Source organism: Metallibacterium scheffleri, from assembly GCF_002077135.1.
Classification (GTDB): Bacteria; Pseudomonadota; Gammaproteobacteria; order Xanthomonadales; family Rhodanobacteraceae; genus Metallibacterium; species Metallibacterium scheffleri.
This window is the reverse complement of record NZ_LDOS01000002.1, coordinates 416,479-435,107: the sequence shown is the minus strand read 5'-3', so window position 1 is coordinate 435,107 and position 18,629 is coordinate 416,479. Positions and strand designations below refer to the sequence as shown.

At 65.9% G+C, this 18,629-nt stretch carries 14 protein-coding genes, 1 tRNA gene and 1 pseudogene; 6 read left to right on the top strand and 10 right to left on the bottom strand.

All coding sequences use genetic code 11. The features are described from left to right. Window positions 1–35 precede the first annotated feature (35 nt). The 6 genes from Mschef_RS07110 to Mschef_RS07085 all read right to left on the bottom strand — a co-directional run bounded on the left by Mschef_RS07110 (window position 36) and on the right by Mschef_RS07085 (window position 5,397). Entirely contained in the window at window positions 36–740 is a 705-nt protein-coding gene (locus Mschef_RS07110; protein ID WP_081127140.1) for a 50S ribosomal protein L25/general stress protein Ctc, read from the bottom strand. A 297-nt stretch (window positions 741–1,037) separates the two neighbouring features. Further along, complete coding sequence (locus Mschef_RS07105) at window positions 1,038–1,979, bottom strand: ribose-phosphate diphosphokinase (RefSeq protein ID WP_425480136.1); 942 nt, start codon at window positions 1,977–1,979, stop codon at window positions 1,038–1,040. A gap of 69 nt (window positions 1,980–2,048) precedes the next feature. Beyond that, window positions 2,049–2,123 (bottom strand) — tRNA-Gln (locus Mschef_RS07100). A 22-nt stretch (window positions 2,124–2,145) separates the two neighbouring features. Next, a complete protein-coding gene (gene ispE, locus Mschef_RS07095) occupies window positions 2,146–3,036 on the bottom strand; it encodes a 4-(cytidine 5'-diphospho)-2-C-methyl-D-erythritol kinase (RefSeq protein ID WP_081127139.1) in 891 nt (296 codons plus the stop codon). After that, window positions 3,017–3,694 carry a lipoprotein insertase outer membrane protein LolB gene (gene lolB / locus Mschef_RS07090; protein ID WP_242426483.1) on the bottom strand — a complete coding sequence of 226 codons (678 nt, stop codon included), beginning with the start codon at window positions 3,692–3,694 and terminating at the stop codon, window positions 3,017–3,019. The genes ispE and lolB overlap by 20 nt, the downstream gene beginning before the upstream one ends. Beyond that, complete coding sequence (locus tag Mschef_RS07085) at window positions 3,691–5,397, bottom strand: tetratricopeptide repeat protein (protein WP_081127138.1); 1,707 nt, start codon at window positions 5,395–5,397, stop codon at window positions 3,691–3,693. The genes lolB and Mschef_RS07085 overlap by 4 nt, the downstream gene beginning before the upstream one ends. A gap of 157 nt (window positions 5,398–5,554) precedes the next feature. On the opposite strand from Mschef_RS07085, the gene hemA reads away from it, so the two are divergent. The 5 genes from hemA (at window position 5,555) to Mschef_RS07060 (ending at window position 14,078) form a co-directional block, all read left to right on the top strand. After that, the gene (gene hemA / locus Mschef_RS07080) at window positions 5,555–6,820 is read left to right on the top strand and encodes a glutamyl-tRNA reductase (protein WP_081127137.1); all 1,266 of its coding nucleotides are present in this window, start codon (window positions 5,555–5,557) and stop codon (window positions 6,818–6,820) included. Continuing rightward, a complete protein-coding gene (prfA, locus tag Mschef_RS07075; RefSeq protein WP_081127136.1) occupies window positions 6,817–7,899 on the top strand; it encodes a peptide chain release factor 1 in 1,083 nt (360 codons plus the stop codon). Before hemA ends, prfA begins: the two co-directional genes overlap by 4 nt. Then, window positions 7,896–9,980 carry an O-linked N-acetylglucosamine transferase, SPINDLY family protein gene (locus tag Mschef_RS07070; RefSeq protein ID WP_081127135.1) on the top strand — a complete coding sequence of 695 codons (2,085 nt, stop codon included), beginning with the start codon at window positions 7,896–7,898 and terminating at the stop codon, window positions 9,978–9,980. The genes prfA and Mschef_RS07070 overlap by 4 nt, the downstream gene beginning before the upstream one ends. Window positions 9,981–10,166: 186 nt before the next feature. Continuing rightward, window positions 10,167–11,657, top strand: a complete 1,491-nt coding sequence (locus Mschef_RS07065; RefSeq protein ID WP_081129890.1) for an aminotransferase class V-fold PLP-dependent enzyme — start codon at window positions 10,167–10,169, stop codon at window positions 11,655–11,657. Between the two features lie 261 nt (window positions 11,658–11,918). Then, window positions 11,919–14,078 (top strand): prolyl oligopeptidase family serine peptidase, encoded by a 2,160-nt coding sequence (locus Mschef_RS07060; RefSeq protein ID WP_197686753.1) that lies wholly within the window; start codon window positions 11,919–11,921, stop codon window positions 14,076–14,078. 440 nt (window positions 14,079–14,518) lie between these two features. On the opposite strand, the gene Mschef_RS17200 is transcribed toward Mschef_RS07060, so the two are convergent. The 4 genes from Mschef_RS17200 to Mschef_RS07050 form a co-directional block, all read right to left on the bottom strand. Then, entirely contained in the window at window positions 14,519–15,355 is an 837-nt protein-coding gene (locus Mschef_RS17200; RefSeq protein WP_136256581.1) for a hypothetical protein, read from the bottom strand. 119 nt (window positions 15,356–15,474) lie between these two features. Next, window positions 15,475–15,780, bottom strand: a complete 306-nt coding sequence (locus Mschef_RS17195; protein WP_136256580.1) for a hypothetical protein — start codon at window positions 15,778–15,780, stop codon at window positions 15,475–15,477. 465 nt (window positions 15,781–16,245) lie between these two features. Continuing rightward, window positions 16,246–16,902: a hypothetical protein gene (locus tag Mschef_RS17950; RefSeq protein WP_197686752.1), complete on the bottom strand. Its 657-nt coding sequence runs from the start codon at window positions 16,900–16,902 to the stop codon at window positions 16,246–16,248. A 237-nt stretch (window positions 16,903–17,139) separates the two neighbouring features. After that, window positions 17,140–17,547 carry a GFA family protein gene (locus tag Mschef_RS07050; protein WP_081127133.1) on the bottom strand — a complete coding sequence of 136 codons (408 nt, stop codon included), beginning with the start codon at window positions 17,545–17,547 and terminating at the stop codon, window positions 17,140–17,142. 142 nt (window positions 17,548–17,689) lie between these two features. Between Mschef_RS07050 and Mschef_RS07045 the strand changes: the two are divergent. Beyond that, window positions 17,690–18,586: pseudogene (locus Mschef_RS07045) on the top strand (IS110 family RNA-guided transposase); the annotation flags it as partial. Window positions 18,587–18,629 lie beyond the last annotated feature (43 nt).

The window sequence follows — 18,629 nt, the reverse complement described above, 5'->3', positions numbered from 1 at the left end:
CGCGGGCCGGGCCATGACGGCCCGGTCCGACGGGCTTACTTCTTGCCCTTGCCCGGCTCGGCCTTGGTGGCCGCATCGGTCTTGGCCGGTTCGGCCTTGACCGCCGTCGCGGGCACTTCGGCGGCGGCCTCAGGTGCCGCGGTTTCCTCCTCGACCTCGACGCGCGCTTCCTTGACCACGACCGCGGCCAGATCGTGTTCCTTGCCCAGGCGCAGCGCGGGGATCTGGACGCCCTCGGGCAGCTTGATGCTGGACAGATGCACGATGTCGCCTTTCTCCAGCGTCGACAGATCCACTTCGATGTGCTCGGGCAGCTGGGATGGCAGGCACGAGATTTCCACCTCGTTGACCTCGTGCATGATCAGCAAGCCGGCGATCTTGCCGGCCGGCGATTTGTCTTGGTTGAGGAAGTGCAGCGGCACCTTGAGGCGAATCGGCTTGCTCTCGTCGATGCGCTGGAAATCCAGATGCAGCACGCGCGACTTCACCGGATGCCGCTGCAAGTCACGCAGCAGCACCTTCTGCACCTTGCCCTCGATGTTCAGATCGAGCAGGGCCGAGAAAAACCATTCGTTGCGCGCGGCCAGGGCCACATCGTTGTGGATCAGCTGCAGGCTTTGCGGTGGCTGTGTGCCGCCGTAGATCACGGCAGGGACGAAATCCGCGTGACGCAGGCGGCGGCTCGCACCTTTCCCCTCGTCCTTGCGAATTTGCGCCTTGATTTCATGTTTGCTTGCCATTGGTAACGACCTTCGGTTGAAAAACCCGCCTCGCGGCGGAGGATGCTCTACCCGCGACCAGGAGAGCGAATGCTTGCGGAGCCGGGACCATGGACCGGGGAAGACTGATGACTCGCATCAACAGTGCAGATCTTCACGGTTCCCTGCTCCCTGCTTTCGAACTTTCAATTGTCATCCCGAGCGCAGCGCGGGATCTCGGCGCCGAGATCCCTCGGCTACGCCTCTGGATGACAGCGGAGCCGCCGTGCCTTCGGCTAACGGCTACCTGTTATCGGCTAACGACTTCCCGCTCCTGCCTCAATCCACGTACAACGAACTGACCGACTCGCCATAGGCGATGCGGCGGATGGTTTCGGCCAGCAACTCGGCCACCGAGAGCTGGCGGATGCGCTTGCAGGCCTTCGCCTCGGGACGCAGCGGGATGGTATCGGTCACCACCAGTTCGTCCAGATGCGAGGCCTCGATATTGCCCAGCGCGACACCGGACAACACCGGATGCACGCAGTACGCCACCACCTTGCGCGCGCCGTTTTCCTTCAGCGCCGCCGCGGCGGCGCACAAGGTGCCGGCGGTATCCACGATGTCATCCACCATCACGCAGGTCTTGCCCTCCACGTCGCCGATGATGTTCATCACCGTGGACACATTGGGCCGCGGACGGCGTTTGTCGATGATCGCCAACTCGGCGTCGTCCAGCCGCTTGGCGATGGCGCGCGCGCGCACCACGCCACCGACGTCGGGGCTGACCACGATCAGATTGTCGCCGCCGTAACGGCGCCAGGCATCCGCCAGCAGCACCGGCGAGGCATACACGTTGTCCACCGGCACATCGAAAAAACCCTGGATCTGGTCGGCGTGCAAGTCCACCGTCAGCACGCGGTCGCAATTGGCGGTGCCGATCATCCGCGCGGCCAGCTTGGCGGTGATCGGCACACGCGCCGAACGCGGACGACGATCCTGGCGTGCATAGCCGAAATAAGGAATCACCGCGGTCACGCTGGCCGCCGAGGCACGCTTCAGCGCGTCGATCAGCACCAGCAGCTCCATGAAGTTTTCCGCGGTCGGCGCCGACGTCGGCTGCAGCACGAACACTTCCTGGCGACGCACGTTTTCCTCGATCTCGACCTGCACCTCGCCGTCGGAAAAGCGCCCGACTTGCGCCTTGCCCAGCGGCACGCCCAGACGATGCGCGACGTCCTCGGCCAGTGCGCGATGCGCGTTGCCGGTAAACAGCATCAGCCCGGAATTGTTGGAGGCGTTCACGTCGCTGGCCTGTGGCGGATCAAACAATGCGGGAAACGCGGGAAGTGGCTGGGGCGGCAGGATTCGAACCTGCGGATGCCGGGATCAAAACCCGGTGCCTTACCACTTGGCGACGCCCCAACGGCAAACACGAACTGCAAGATCAACCGACACTGCGGACCTTGCCGAAATCCTCGAGCGCGGCCAGCAGCGGCGAGCGCTCCGCGCCTGCAGCCACCCATGCCTTCCAGGGCGCGGGACAAGCACGGGCAATGCGTTCAGCGCTGGCGCGATCCGCCAGCTCGGCGAAAATGCAGGCGCCGCTGCCGGACAATCGCGCCGCGCTCAAACCGCCCAGCCAATCCAGCGCCGCAGCGACCGCGGGGTAGCGCGACCGCACCACCGGCTCGAAGGCATTGCTGCACACTGCCCCGCAACTCAAGCGTGCGATTGTCTCGGGCGCGGCATCGCGTGTCAATTCGGGTGCCCGGAACAGCGCCGCGGTGGGCACCGCCACACCGGGCCAGATCACCACGTACCAGGCCGGCGGCAAGACCAGCGGCGTGAGCTGTTCACCGACGCCTTCGGCCAGCGCGTCGCGGCCATGCACGAACACCGGCACATCGGCGCCCAGCGCCAGGCCGATCCGGGCGAGGCACTGTTCGTCCAGCGCGCAACCCCACAGCAGATTGAGCGCGCGCAGCACCGTCGCCGCATCCGAGCTGCCGCCGCCCAGCCCGCCACCCTGCGGGATGCGCTTGTCGAGGGCGATGTCAGCGCCCAGCGCGCAGCCGCTGGCGGCCTGCAGCGCCCGCGCCGCACGCACGCTCAGATCGTCGTCGGCGGACAGGTTGTCGGGACCCGCCACGCGCACGATGCGGCCATCCCCGCGGGCGCGCAGGTACACGGTATCGCCCCAGTCCAGCAGGCGAAACACGGTCTGCAGCAGGTGATAGCCATCCGCGCGCCGGCCCACGATGCGCAGACTCAGATTGAGCTTGGCGGGCGCCGGCCAGGCGCTCCAGCCTTCGCCGTCAACGCCGGCCGGGAGCATCGCCGTGCGCGCTGGACGCGGTTGCCGGCTTGGCCGCCAGCTCGGGAAACCGCCATTGCTCCACGTATAAGCGCACCGAGTACGGCGCGCGCTGCGCCTCGATCAGGCGCGGCATGGCCAGCGGCCGCGCCTGCCTGTCCCAACTGCGGTACTGGATCACCCAGCCATCCTGCTGCAATTGCGCCGGCAGCCCGTCGCGGCCGTACTGCATGCGGCTGGCGCTGCCCGGCGCGGCCATGCCCAATACCCATGCGCGCAGCTCGCGCAGCGGCAACTCCCAGCCCAGCTCGGTACGCAACAGACCGGCAGCGTCGAACGCGCAGACCGGCTGCGGCTTGAGACCGCTGAGACAGGCGCCATCGGGGCCGCTTTGCAGGCGGAAGCTGCGCCCGGTGATCGGCGCGGTCAGGGTGAAGTCGATCGACTCGCCATCCTCTGCCCAGTCGAAACCGCCACTGCCACCCTGCTGCGCGTCGGCCACGCCGATGCGGCCGCTGGCCTGCCACACCGGCAACTGCGCCAGCACCTGCGCGCGCTGCGCCTGCGCGGCGCGTTCGGCGCCAGTGCCCGGACGCAGCACCAGCGGGGTCGGCGCGCAGGCCGCCAGCAACAGGAGCAGCGCCAACGGCGCCGACAGGCGCAATCCACGCCGCATCATGAGCCGATCTGCCCGCGCAGCGCCTGCACGCTGCGGCTATGCGGATCGATGCGCCACGCCGCATCGAGGATTTGCCGCGCCTGTGCGCGCGCGCCACTGGCCAGCAGCGCGTGCGCCAGATGCGCACCGATCTCCGCGCTGGCCTGCAGGCGCCATGCCTTGCGCAAGGCCGTCACCGCCGCGGGGTAATCGCCGAGCCGATATTGCAGCCAGCCCCAGGAATCGTTGATCGCGGCGTCGTCCGGGCGCGCCGCCAGCGCACGCGCCAGCAAAACCCCGGCTTCGGGCAGATCGCGGTCGGCATCGACCAGGGTGAAACCCAGTGCGTTCATGGCGTCGACATTGTCCGGCTGCGCCGCCAGCACGCGGTGAAAATCGCGCAACGCGTCAGTGGTACGACCCGCCTCGGCATAACTCACGCCACGCGCATACACCAGATCCCAGGCATCGGGATCGAACAACAGCGCGCGATTGTAGGCGGCGATGGCGCGCGGCCAGTCGCGCGCACGCTGCGCCAGTTCGGCCTGCAGCACGCTGGCCTGACGATAGTGCCGCGGGTCTTCGAAGGATTCCCTGGCCAGCGTGTCGGCCAGCGTGCGCGCCGCCACCGTCTGCCCGGTCCGGTCCAGCAGCACGGCGCGGCGGATGGCGGCGGCAAATCCGTGTTCGGCGCCGGCCGGCACCGCCGCGTACCAGCGCAACGCCGCACGCGGTTGTCCGAGCAGCTCGGCGAGCTGGCCCAGCAGGTACGCCTCGTGGCCGCGACGCGCGGCGGGCAGGCGGGCGAGTTCGGCATACAGCGCGCGCAGCGCCGGCTGCTGCCGGGCGCGCGCCGCGATGGCCGCGCGCAGCGCGTAGGTGTCGTGGTTCTGCGGGCCATTGTCCAGCAGACCCAGCGCAGCCGGGCTGGCGCCGGCCTCGGCGAGGCGCGCGGCGCGCACCAGGCGCAGCGGAATATTGCGCGGATGCCGGCGCAGCCCGGCTTGCAGGCTGGCCTCGGCGCCGGCGCGATCGCCATCGGCCTGCCGCAACTGTGCTTGCCACAAATACGCGGCTGCACTGCCGTCGTGGCGCACACTGGCCGCGGCCAGCGTGCGCGCGAAATGCCTGCGCCCCAGATGTGCACCGAGTTCGCTGCACGCCAGCCATAACGCGTCGTCCTGTCCGGCCAGCCGCTGCGGCGTGGCAATGTGCTCCAGCACCGTGCCCGCCAGGACCGGATCGCGCGCGCCGGCCAGCGCGCGCAGCGCCTCCCGCCAGCCCGCCGCGCCCTGCCCGGTGAGCTGGGTGAAGGCGACCATGGCGTCCGCGCGATTGCCTGCAGCCAGCGCCAGGCTGGCGCGTGCCTGGCGCACGCCCGCCACAGGTGCGCCCAGGGCCTGCCAGCGCGCCAATGCCTGCCGCGCCAGCGGCACGTCGCGTACCGCGATGGCCAGATCCAGCGCGCGTTCGGCCAGCTCGGGGTTGTCCGCCGCCTGCGCGGCACGCAGATAGGCGCGTGCCGCGACGGACAAGTCGTTGTGCGCCAGCGCGAAATCGCCGTGCATCACATCCGCCATCACCGCCGCCTGTGGCGTGACCGGCGCGGGCAATCGCGCCAGCGGCTGCGCAGGCGGCACCACGGGCGCCGCGTCGGGCATGCCCATGCGCGGCGCGGTGCTGGCGCAGGCGGAGAGCAGCGCGCAGATGAGCGGCAATGCCATCACTTGCCGCAACTTGAACCCGATCGCGCCTGTCCGCACTATCCTATCCGCCTGCCTTTCGCCTGCCGGCCTGTCCCGGACATGCCCGCGCGCGCAGGCGCCGGGCCTTGTTCCGGGTGTTCGCAAAAGCTTACCCGATCACTGCCGCCCATCCCGCATGACGCTGATTGCCTATGGCCTCAACCACCTCACCGCGCCGGTCGCCCTGCGCGAACAGGTGGCCATTGCCGATGATCAACTGGGCGCCGCGCTGCACGAACTGCGCGCGCAACCCGGCGTCGAGGAAGCGCTGATCCTGTCCACCTGCAACCGCACCGAGTTGTATTGCAGCGTGGCTGCCGGCGCCGAGGACGTGCCGGCGGGCTGGCTGCACGAACGCCATTGCCTGGCGCCGGGGCGGCTGGATGATTTCCTGCAGCGCTGGCACGAGCAGGACGCGGTGCGGCATCTGTTTCGCGTCTCGGTGGGGCTGGAATCGATGGTGCTGGGCGAGCCGCAAATCCTCGGCCAGATCAAGGACGCCTACCAGCATGCGCACCAGGCGCATACGCTCAACGTCACCCTCGAACGCCTGTTGCAGCACACCTTCGCCGTGGCCAAACGCGTGCGCACCGATACGCGCATCGGCGCGCAGCCGGTATCGGTGGCCTACACCGCGGTGCGCCTGGCCGAGCGCCTGTTCACCGACATCGCGCACGCGCAGGTGCTGCTGATCGGTGCCGGTGAAACCATCGAGCTGGCCGCGCGCCACCTGACCGAACGCAAGGTCGCGCGCCTGGTGGTGGCCAACCGCACCATGAGCAACGCGCTGGCCGTGGTGCAGCGCACCGGCGGGCTGGCGGTGCCATTGTCCGATCTACCGGCGCAACTGGCCGCGGCCGACATCGTGATCAGTTCCACCGCCAGCCATGCGCCGATCATCGACCGCGGCATGGTGCAGCAGGCGCTGGCCCGGCGTCGTCACCGACCCATGTTCATGGTCGATCTGGCGGTGCCGCGCGACATCGCACCCGATGTGGCCGAACTGCGCGATGTGTTCCTGTATGGCATCGACGATCTGCACCAGGTGATGGATGAGGGCAAGCGCGCGCGCCAGGCCGCCGCGCAGGAAGCGCAAACGCTCATCGAGCTGCAGGTCGAACGCTTCCAGGCCTGGCGCCAGGCGCTGGCCGCGCACAATCCGGTGCAGACCCTGCGCCATGCCGCCGAGCTGCAGCGCGACGAGGTACTGGCGCGCGCGCAGGCCATGATCGCCCATGGCAAGAGCCCCGACGAGGCGCTGGCGTTTCTCGCCAACACGCTGACCAACAAGCTGCTGCACACGCCCAGCGTCAAGCTGCGCGAAGCCGCCGCGCAGGGCGACGCCGAGCTGCTGCGCGCCGCGGCGCGTCTGTACGGCTGTCCGGCCAATGACGAGTCATGAACGCGGCGCTGAAGCAACGCCTGCTGGCGCTGGCCGAACGCCACGAGGAACTCGACCGCCTGCTCGCCGAACCCGGCGCCAGTGGCGATGCCACGCGCTGGCGCGCGCTCACGCGCGAGCACGCGCGCCTGGCACCGGTGGCCGCGGGCGTGGCCGCGCTGCGCGCCAGCGAACGCGAGCGCGAAGCCGCGCGCGCACTGCTCGACGACGCCGAACTGGGCGCGCTGGCCGGCGAGGATCTCGCGCGCCTCGATGCCGAGATCGCCACGCGCGAGGCCGAGCTGGAAATCGCCCTGCTGCCACCCGACCCGCACGCTGGCGGCGCGCTGTATCTGGAACTGCGCGCCGGCACCGGCGGTGACGAGGCCGCGCTGTTCGCCGGCGATCTGGCGCGCATGTACCTGCGCCATGCCGAGCGCCGCGGCTGGCGCGTGGAAATCCTGTCCAGCAGTCCCGGTGAGCACGGTGGCTACAAGGAGCTGATCGCGCGCGTCGAAGGCCCCGGCGCCTGGAACGCGCTGCAGTACGAATCCGGCACGCACCGCGTGCAGCGCGTACCTGCCACCGAGGCCCAGGGCCGCATCCACACCTCCGCCGCCACCGTCGCGGTGCTGCCCGAGCAGGATGACGTCAGTGACATCGAACTGCGCGACGCCGATCTGAAGATCGACACGTTCCGCGCCTCCGGCGCCGGCGGCCAGCACGTCAACAAGACCGACTCGGCGATCCGCATCACGCACCTGCCCAGCGGCCTGGTGGTCGAATGCCAGGACGAGCGCAGCCAGCACAAGAATCGCGCGCGCGCGCTGCTGCTGCTCAAGGCGCGCCTGCTCGACCGCGAGCGCAGCGCGCAGGCCGCGCAGCAGGCCGCAGCGCGCAAGCTGCAGGTGGGCTCGGGCGACCGCAGCCAGCGCATCCGCACTTACAACTATCCGCAGGGTCGCGTCACCGACCACCGCATCAACCTCACCCTGCACCGCCTGCAGGACATCCTCGACGGCGATCTGGACGAGCTCGGCGCCGCGTTGCGCCGCGCCGATCTGGCCGAACAACTGCAGCAGCTCGCGCAGCCGGCATGAGCGTCGAGGCCGAGCTCGACGCGCTGGCGCAATGCTTGCAACACGGCCCATCTGCTGCCGCCGAAACGCAGGCGCGCGCGCTGCGCCAGCGCTGGCCGCGCTCCGCCGAAGCCGCGCGCCTGCATGGCGTGGCGCTGCTGCTGCTGCAGCGCGACGACGATGCCGTGCAGGCGTTGCGCGCGGCCACGCAGCTGGCGCCGCAACACTTCGCCGCGTGGCTGAACCTGGCCAGCGCGCTGCTGGCGGTGGCGGATATCGCGGGCGCCGCGCAGGCGCTGGATGCCGCGCTCAAGCTGGATCCCGCGCATCCCGCCGCGCTCAACCAGCTTGGCAGCCTGCGCCGCGCACAAGGTGATCTCGCCGCCGCCGCGCGCGCCTACGCGCAGGCATTCGCGCAGACCCGCGACCCCGGCAGCGCACTCAATCTGGCCGCCGTGGAACTTGAGCAAGGCGACGTCGCGCAGGCCGAGCAGCGCGTGCTGGCGGTGCTGCAAGGACCGCAGGCGCCGCAGGCCGAAACCGCGCTGCTACTGGCGCAGGCGCGCGCCGCGCGGCGCGACTGGGCCGCTGCCGAAGCGGCCAGCCGTGCCGGCCTGGTGCACGCGCCCGCGGATGTCCGGCTGCTGTTGCAGGCCGGGCTGATGGCCGAGGAACAACAGCACATCGAGCGCGCCGTCGCCACCTATCGCGCCGCGCTGGCGCAGGCGCCGGACGATGTGCGCATCGCCGCGCAACTGCAGTTCGCCGAGCGCCAGTGCTGCGCCTGGCGCGCGGTGGACGCGCGCAGTACCTGGTTGCGCGCGCAGCTTGCGGCCGGCACCCCGGGCATCGCGCCGTTCGCGTTCCTGGCCGAAGCGGCCACGCCCGCCGAGCAACGCCGCTGCGCGGAGATCGCCGCGCGCACCCTGGCCGCCAAACTTCCGGCGACCGAACCGCCTCCCGCGCCGCGCGCCGCCGCGGCAGCGCTGCGCGTGGGCTTGGTCTCCGCCGGATTCCATCAGCACGCCACCGCGCTGCTGGCCACGCCGGTGCTCGAAGCGCTGGCACGCGATCCCGCGCTGTATCTGCATCTGTATGCGCTCAGCGCCGATGATGCCTCGCCGTGGCGTGCGCGCCTGGCCGCCTGCGCGCCACTGCTGGATGCCAGCGCGATGCCCACGGCGCAACTGGCGCAACGCATCCGCAGCGACGCCATCGACGTGCTGCTGGATCTGGATGTGTGGTGCGGCGGCGGGCGCCCCGAGTTGTTCGCGCGGCGACCGGCGCCACTGCAGGTCAACTGGCTGGGCTATCCCGGCAGCGCGGGCACGCCCTGGCACGACTATCTGATCGCCGATGCCTTCGTCGTACCCGCCGCGCAGCGCGCGCACTACAGCGAATGCGTGGCACGCCTGCCGCGCTGCTATCAGCCCATCGACGCGGCACGCGCGCCCATCGCGCCGCCGCCGCGCGCCGCGCTGGGCCTGCCCGCGCGCGGCGCCGTGTTTGCCAGCTTCGGCCAGGGTTACAAGCTCGCGCCGCAGCGTTTCACCAGTTACATGGACATCCTGCGCGCCGTGCCCGGCAGCGTGTTGTGGCTGCTGCAAGGCCTCGGTGACGGCGACCTGCGCCTGCGCGCCGCTGCCGCGCAGACCGGTATCGATCCGGCGCGGCTGGTGTTCGCCGCGCGCCGCGCGCACGCCGATTATCTCGGCCTGTTCCGCCACGCCGACCTGGTGCTGGACACGCATCCGTACAACGCCCACACCAGCGCCAGCGACGCGCTCCATGCCGGCTGCCCGGTGCTCACCTGCCCCGGCGCAACGTTCGCCGCGCGCGTGGCCGGCAGCCTCAACCATCATCTCGGATTGGCTGAGTGCAACGCCCGCGATGAGGCCGACTTCATCGCACGCGCCGTCGCGCTGGGCCGCGATGCCGGTGCGCGCATCGCACTGCGCGAGCGTCTCGCGCAGCAGAGCGCGCACACCGCGCTGTTCGACTCGTCCGGCTACGCGCGCGATTTCGCCGCGCTGCTGCACGCCATGCATGCGCGCGCCGCGCACGGCCTTGCGCCGGCCGATCTCGGAGCTGGCGCGCAGTAGCCGTGGAGCCGCGCCAGCGCGCGATCGGCGGTCAGCCGCAGCGGGCGCAATGATGGCAGGGCGATGCGCGGGCACACGGCCCTGCCCAGTGGCGCCGCGTGGCCGCACGCAGGCCCGCGCGGGCAGCGCGGGTTATGCTTGAGGCAATCCGGCCGCCGCGCGACCGGGCTTGATCGGCAATCGATGATGGATGCTCTCGAACACTATTTCGCGCCCTACCGGGCGCATACCGTGGGCCAGGACCAGACCTTCCGCTCGCCCTACGGCGAGCAGCGCCTGATCTACGCCGACTGGACCGCCAGCGGGCGCCTGTACGCGCCGATCGAGCAGCGGCTGCTGCAGCGTTTCGGCCCGTTCGTCGGCAACACGCACTCGGAAAGCAGCGAAACCGGGCGCCTGATGACGCTGGCCTATCACCAGGCGCGCGAGCTGATCAAGGCGCACGTCCACGCCGGGCCGGACGATGTGATCCTGTGCGCCGGCTCGGGCATGACCGGGGCGATGAACAAGTTCCAGCGCATCCTCGGCCTGAAGGCGCCGGAGAGCCTGCGCCGTTTCATCCGCGTGCCCGAGGCCGAACGCCCGGTGGTGTTCATCACCCACATGGAGCATCACTCCAACCACACCTCGTGGCTGGAATCGCTCGCCGATGTCGTGGTGATTCCACCCGACCGCGACGGCCTGGTGGATCTGGCGGCTTTCGACGCGCTGCTGCACGAATACCGCGCGCGGCCGCTGAAGATCGGCTCGTTCACCGCCTGCTCCAACGTCACCGGCATCGCCACGCCCTACCACGCCATGGCCAAACGGATGCACCGCGCCGACGGCGTGGTGTTCGTCGATTTCGCCGCCTCGGCGCCTTACGTCGAGATCGACATGCACCCGGCCGATGCGGAGGCCTATCTGGACGCGGTGCTGTTTTCGCCGCACAAATTCCTCGGCGGCCCGGGCGCGGCGGGCGTGCTGATCTTCAATCGCGGGCTGTACCGCAACCGCACGCCGGACGATTCCGGCGGCGGCACGGTCAACTGGACCAACCCCTGGGGCGGCTATTCGTTCCTCGACGACATCGAGGCGCGCGAGGACGCCGGCACGCCGGGATTCCTGCAGACCATCAAGGCCGCGCTGGCGGTGCAGCTGAAGACGCAGATGGGCGTTGCCGCCATGCAGCGCCGCGAGCAGGCCATCGTGCCGCGCGTCATCGATGCGCTGCACGCCATCGCCGGCGTGCATGTCATGGCCCCGGCGCAGCGCGAGCGCCTGGCGATCTTCTCGTTCTATGTCGAGAACGTGCACTACAACCTCATGGTGCAGTTGCTCAATGACCGCTTCGGCGTGCAGGCGCGCGGCGGCTGCTCCTGCGCCGGCACGTATGGGCATTACCTGCTGCATGTCGATCCGTCGCGCTCGCGCGCCATCACCGATCGCATCGAGCACGGCGACCTGTCGCAGAAACCCGGCTGGGTGCGTCTGTCCTTCCACCCCGGCACGACCACGGCGGATATCGAGCACACGCTGCATGCCGTGCGCGAGATCGTCGCGCATGCGCCAACCTGGGCCGCGGATTACGCGTACTCGCCGAACACCAACGAATTCAGCCACGCCGCCGCCGACCCGGCCGCGGCGCGCGCACGCGTCGCGCAATGGTTCGTGCTGGACGCTGCCGGGGACGCCTGATACGGAACCCCGTCGTTCCTGCACACCAGCAGCACCGTCGCCCGCGCAGAGCCTGCCCCCGCGAAGGCGGGGGCGGGGATCCAGTGACCATTCCCGGTATTTGATCGCAATGTCGCAGCATCGACACGCAGCGCGGCGGGGTCGACACGCGGGCGGCGAGCCCGCGCGCACATGCCGAATTCCTTACGTTATCGACAACAGGACGGCCGCCTCCGCGCGCGGCGCTAGATTGAGCGCGGTCATGCCATGCGGGAGCTCGCGGTGAAATCCAATTTTCTGATCCGGACGCTGTGCGCGTCACTTGCACTTGTTGCCGGTGGCCTGTCCCTCGCCGCGCAAGCTGCACCATTGAGCTACCCGCCCGCGCCGCGCGACAACACGGTGAACAACTACTTCGGCACGAAAGTCCCCGCGCCCTACCAGTGGATGGAGAATCTCGGTGATCCCCGGCTCGGCCCGTGGATCGCCGCCGAGAACAAGCTGACCAACGCTTATCTCGACAGCCTGCCGCTGCGCGCCGAGTTCTACAACAAGCTCGCGCAGCTGTGGAATTACCCCAAGGAATCGCCGCCGATCCAGCGCGGGCCGTGGCTGTTCTTCAGCCGCAACTCGGGGGTCCAGAATCAATCGGTGGTGTACGTGCAGCGCGGCCCGGATGGCAAGCCGCGCATGCTGCTGGACCCGAACCATCTCTCGCGCCACGGTGGTATCGCGCTGGCCGATTACGTGCCCTCGCCCAATGGACGCTATCTCGCCTACGCGCTGTCGGTGGGCGGCTCCGACTGGCAGACCATCCACGTCATGGACGTGGCCACCGGCAAGACGCTGCCCGATGTCGTGCGCTGGGTGAAGTTTTCCGGGCTCAGCTGGACGCACAACAGCGCGGGCTTTTTCTACTCGCGCTATCCGCAGCCGCCCAAGGGCCAGGCCATCGCGCAGCGTCTGGCCAACCAGGCGCTGTACTACCACTGGATCAACAAGCCGCAGGCGGATGACCAGCTCATCTACCGGCGTCCCGACAAGCCTGAGTGGATCATCGACGGCTCGACCTCGCAGAACGGCCGCTACCTGTTCATCGACTTCCAGTTCCGCATCACCAGCAACGAGCTGTACTACGTCGATCTGGGCAATCCAGGACATCCCGATATCGGCGCCCCGGTGCGCCCGCTGTTCACCGCGGACGACGGCTCGTTCACGCCAGTCGGCACGCAGGGCGACACGCTGTATGTGCAGACCGACCAGGACGCGCCGCTGGGGCGCCTGATCGCGGTCGACATGAAGGATCCGGCGCCGGCGCACTGGCGCACCGTGATCCCGCAGCAGACCGGCACGGTGCTGACCTCGGTGCACCTCGCCGACGGCCGCCTGCTGGTGCACCGCGCGGTCGTCGACAAGAGCCGCCTGGCGCTGTACACCACCGCCGGCAAGCTCATTCGCGACGTGCCGCTGCCGGATGCGATGGGCACCGTCGACGGCATCTCGGCGCGCGACGACTCGCCCGATGTGTATTTCGCGTTCACCTCGTTCCTGCGCCCCGGCGAGATCGAGCACTATGACGTCGCCAGCGGCAAGGCGCGGGTGTTCTTCAAGCCGCAGGTGCGCTTCGACCCCGATCACTACGTGGTGCAGCAGGTGTTCTATCCATCGACCGGCGGCGTCGAGGTGCCGATGTTCATCGTGCATCGCAAGGGCCTGGCGCTGGACGGCACGAACCCCACGGTGCTGTACGGCTACGGCGGCTTCGACATCACCGTGCCGCCCTACTTCAGCCCGGCCATCGCCACCTGGCTGCGCATGGGCGGCGTGTACGCCATGCCCAACCTGCGCGGCGGCGGCGTGTATGGCCAGGCCTGGCACCGCGCCGGCATGCTGCAGAACAAGCAGAACGTGTTCGACGACTTCGCCAATGCCGCGCGCTGGCTGATCGCGCACCACTACACCACGACACCGCACCTGGCGATCATGGGCTACTCCAACGGCGGCCTGCTGACCGGCGCCAGCGTGACCGAGCACCCGCACCTGTTTGGCGCGGTGTACATCGGCCATGGCGTGCTGGACATGCTGCGCTTCCAGAAATTCTCCGGCGGCGAATACTGGATCTCCGAATACGGCGACGCCGACAAGAGCGCGGCCGACTTCAAGTGGCTGTACGCCTACTCGCCCCTGCAGAATCTCAAGAAAGGGGTGTGCTACCCGCCGACCATCATCACCACATCCACCGATGACGACCGCGTGGTGCCCAGCAACGCGTACAAGTTTGCCGCACAGATGCAGCACGACCAGGGCTGCGCCAATCCCATCCTGCTGCATGTGGCCACGGCCACCAGCCACATCTACATGCCGGTGCACAAACACCTGCGCCACGATGCCGACAACTGGGGGTTCCTGGGCAGCGCCATCGGCATGCGGGCGAGCCACTGAAGCGGTGACCCGCGCCCGGAGGTCTTGAACGGAAGCCGGGTCATTGCCTCGACTGGCGCGCAGGTGCGGCGCGGTCGAACGCCTGAGTTGAAGCAAACGGCCGCGACGGAACTCGCGGCCGTTCGGTTTTGCCTGTTCTTGGCACTGCAACTGCCCTCAAACTTCGCGCATCATCAACACCGCCGACACCGATGAGCGAACGAGGTCTGCGGGCGCGGTTCATACCCTGGTCCGCGCCAGCGGCGATGGCTCAACAAGACCGTTTACGACCGCAGGAAGTCCCTGTGGGAAGGAAATGCAGTCTGGCAACGTTGAACACCGCATTGCACTGACACAGCAGCACGCTGCAACAAGGACAACACGACCACCAGCAAAAGCCTGAAAGCTCAAGGCAAGAGCATCAAGCGGACGGTATTGACGGGAAGTCTCTTGTAGAATTGTTAGCCATCACCGACGGGCAAAGTGACGGTGAAGTCTGACGCAGTACCATGACACTGCATGGCTTTGAAGCAAGAAGTGCAGTGGTACAAGAAGTGCACTGAACGATTGACCGGTATCTTCCACTCGTTTGTAGCCGAACAATGCGGACAATTCTTCGACACGGGAAGTTTGAGTGCATCAGCGTTGACTGCGACATCGGTCTCCGATTTGCGGTGCACAGGGAAAATCGCGCCACATCCGTCGCACATAGGCCAAGCGCTCGCGCCGGTCTCCGTGCCCAGTATGAATTCAACTGAATTTCCACAGCTTGGGCAGGCAACTTGTTGCTTTTCTGGAATGGGTAGCGGAGCGCGAGCGCTAATCTTTGCTAGTTCAATTCTGCTTTGACCCTCTAACTTCTTTCGCTCACTTTCGCTCTCAGTCGCGTCGATTTTGTCCTTGTACTTCTGTGAGATTTCTTCGCGCTCCAACTCGAGTCGCTCTTGCAATTCAAATAGCTCACGGAGCAAATCACGCCAGCCCCATTTAGCCTGATCAATGTCTAGCAACCATGATTGCAGCATGTCAATATTTGCCGAACCGACTTGAATTTGCTGGCGAACCTTGACTGAAAGGGCGTCTACATTGCGCCATGCCAGCAGGCCATAGCGCGTGAGGCGCTCTTTGTCCGAGTTGCGCGAATAGTTCCACGAAGCCCATACACCAATTGCCGTTGCGACCGCCGCCGTAAGTAGTCCATACATCGCTTGGGCTAAGCTGTTACCTGAGATTACGAATGGCCCGATAAATATGGCCATGAGAATCGCTATTACGCCAGTCACGTGCTTCCAGTTCACGATGATCTCCCCTGTGATGGCTAACACTTGAGCTAAGCGGTGGCAGAGCCATCCGCCATGAACGAATAAAAAGAGACTTCCTCACCTTACGGTCTCGAGGGCAATGATGGTTTTTAGGCTTATTTGTGGCTAATACATGCGGAGAGCAGATTTGCACCGAAAGCTCCCCAGCTGATTATGAAGAAGGTGACTAATGCGCTCGCCATTTCTTTGTTCTGTAAGCATACATCTGTGTTGCAGCCATCGTTGATGCCAAGAAATACGGGCACAATAAGCACAGCAGCTAACGCACCGAATAAAAAGGTTGAGCCGCCAATGAGAGACGCACGCTCGGATTTGTACCGTTGAATAACAAAGAACGCAGCAGCGGTAAGAACTACCCATAGCACCAATGCGATCGCAATATGACACATCATGATATTCACCCTCACGATTAGTAAAAGTCAACGCCTGAGCTCAGCCGCCGACAGACCGCGTAGTGGGCTGACAGTAAGCTGCAGCGAAATGTTCGCTTCCTCATTCCTCAACGCCGAGTTTCCCTGATTCAAAATCGAACATTCTGTAATACAGCGGAAGCGAGAACTTACTTCTAAGATGACTCAGGTACTTTCTGGAGTCCTCAGATAAAGCTACCGGCGCAACGATCACTAGCCTTGAAGCCCGGCTTGCAAGGGGGTAGTAGGCGTACTCCAAGAGTTGTGAGAGTGCTTCTCGAATGCATTGCTTTGAAGTGTTCGCGGTCTTCAGCTCATAAAACGTGTACCCATCGGATAACTTAACAGCAACATCAATCTTTGTACCAAAACCTGTGTCTTGCTCGCAAGACACGTTCTGACTACCATGATCTTTATTAAGTTGTATGAAAATAAGCTCTTGCATTTTATTGTGAACTAGGTCGATATCCTTGGCATGGCTCCGATAGTTAGCTGTAGCTTTCCGTTTTTTGCCGTAGCCACGGCAGTAAACACGAACTCGTTTATTTCTATTCGGCGTGGATTACCGGTTTTATTCTTAAGGTTGTAATAATCTGACGTTATGGCGGAATCGCCGAACAAGAAAAACATCGGCTCTTCGAGCAAATGCATGTCTCGTGGGCGAAATTTTATACAGCAAAAATCCTCTGGCTCAATGCCCTTGAATTCCTTGACATCGGCGCCCACAGAATCCAGTTGGCTGTACATCTGTTTGAGCCATCCATTTTTTCTATATGCTGAATGCACTGATTTGGATTCATCAGGGCTAACGACATGAACGTTGTGTACCGCCCCCAGCCAGTAGCGCTCTTTCTTTGCGCTGTTGATTGAGTAAAAAGAGAGATTGAACCGTTTTCCTTCATATTTTTCACGATGTTGGCCAATAGCTTGGATATATGCGTAATGGAAACCATTGACTAACTTGCTTACGTCAAACAACCATTCCTCGTGCCCGTAGCCTGTCCTAGTTTCATATGCGCCTGAACTGGTATTGGCAACCTTGCCGGCCTTGCCCGAAGGATACTGCCAATTGTTCGTGTTCCAACAAATTCTTGCTACTTTTTCCTCGTTCATATGAGAAGTTCCTTGAGAAAGCTAACGCCTGAGTTGAACCGCACTGTGAAGTGGTGAGGCTTTGCGCTAGTGTAGCTCATGCGAAAGCTGAAGCCGCGAAGCGGGCTTGGCTTAAACGAGTTACCCGTCACTTACGGAGCCCTGCTCTAACTCAAGTGCGTCGCGATACAAGAATGGCACCCAAAACTCAGAAGCCTGCTGCGAGCCCCTCCGCTCGAAGAACCCTACCGGGAGTTGTTAGCGCCCACGCATATCGGAAGGGTGATTGACACCATCATTGGTGGGAACCTCCTGAATGTCGAAAGGGTTGACGCCCTCAAGGCAACCCACGTTGTAGCCGTACTGCTCTGGGTCGGAACGGCGCTGATGATGGGTGTGTATGCCGCAGACAGAGCAGAAATAGTGCTTGGCCGTGCGCGTGTTGAATTGGTAGACCTTGAGATGCTCCGCGCCTTTGACCACATGCAGCCCGCCGAGCGGAACAGATGCCACGATAGTGCCTCTGCGCCGACAGTACGAACAATCGCACCGTCTCGGGTTGACCATGCCATCCGGAAGCTCCAGCTCCAACACCACCGCACCGCAATGGCAGGTGGCTCGATGCGTAGGTTGTATGACGGTCTGGCCAACCTGCCTGAGTTGCATCAATGTTTCCCGTGGGCGCTAACGCCAGAGTTAAGCGGCGGCGAAGCCGTCCGCCTTGAACGAGTAAAAAGAGACTTCCCGCTTCCAACGGCCTCGAGGGCCATGATGGTTTTTACAACCGTCAGCAGAAGGGGAAGTCTCGATGAGCACTATAACCATGGGCGTGGATTTGGCGAAGAACCTGTTTTCCGTATGTGCGGTGGATGGCGCCGGACACGTGCAGCGGCGGCAGGATCTCGGGCGTGAAGCGTTTGCGCTGTGGCTGGCGCAGGTGCCGGCCGGCACCGTGGTGGCGATGGAGGCATGCAGTGGCGCGCACCATTGGGCGCGGCGCTGTTTGGAGGTCGGTCTGCAGCCGCGCTTGATGGCGGCGCAGTTCGTGACGCCGTTCCGCAAGAGCCGCACACTGAAGAACGACCGCAACGACGCCGAGGCGATTGCCACGGCGGCACGCCAGGGCAACATGCGCTTTGTGCCGGTCAAGTCGGTCGAGCAGCAGGCGCGGCTGGCATGGCATCGCGTGCGCGAGGGCTACAAGACCGAAGGGCTGGAGATCAGCAACCGCCTGCGCGGTCTGCTGGCCGAGTTTGGCATCGTGATGGCGCAGGGTGACCGGGCGTTGCGCATCGCCTTGGCGGATCTCGACGCAGCGGCATCGTTGCCTGCGGAGCTGAAGGAACTGCTGCGCGATCTCAGCGCGCACTGGGCGCAGGTGCGCGACCGCATCGCCGCGTGCGATGCGCGCATCGAAGCGCACGCCAAGGCGGATGAGCGCTGCGTGCGGCTGCGCGCGCTGATCGGCATTGGCCCGCTCACCGCCGATGCGATGGTGGCGAGCGTCGGCTCGGCCAAGGAGTTCAAGAACGGCCGGCAACTGGCCGCATGGCTCGGCCTGGTGCCGACCCAGCACTCCAGCGGCGGGCACACCCGCCTGGGCACGATCAGTTGCCGCGGCGATGCCTACCTGCGCACGCTGCTGATCCAGGGCGCGCGCAGCAGCCTGCAGCGCGCCAAGGTGACTGCACACCCGAGTTCGACATATTTTTGTGCAAGGCATTGATCCGCCTATGTTCAGGCGATCG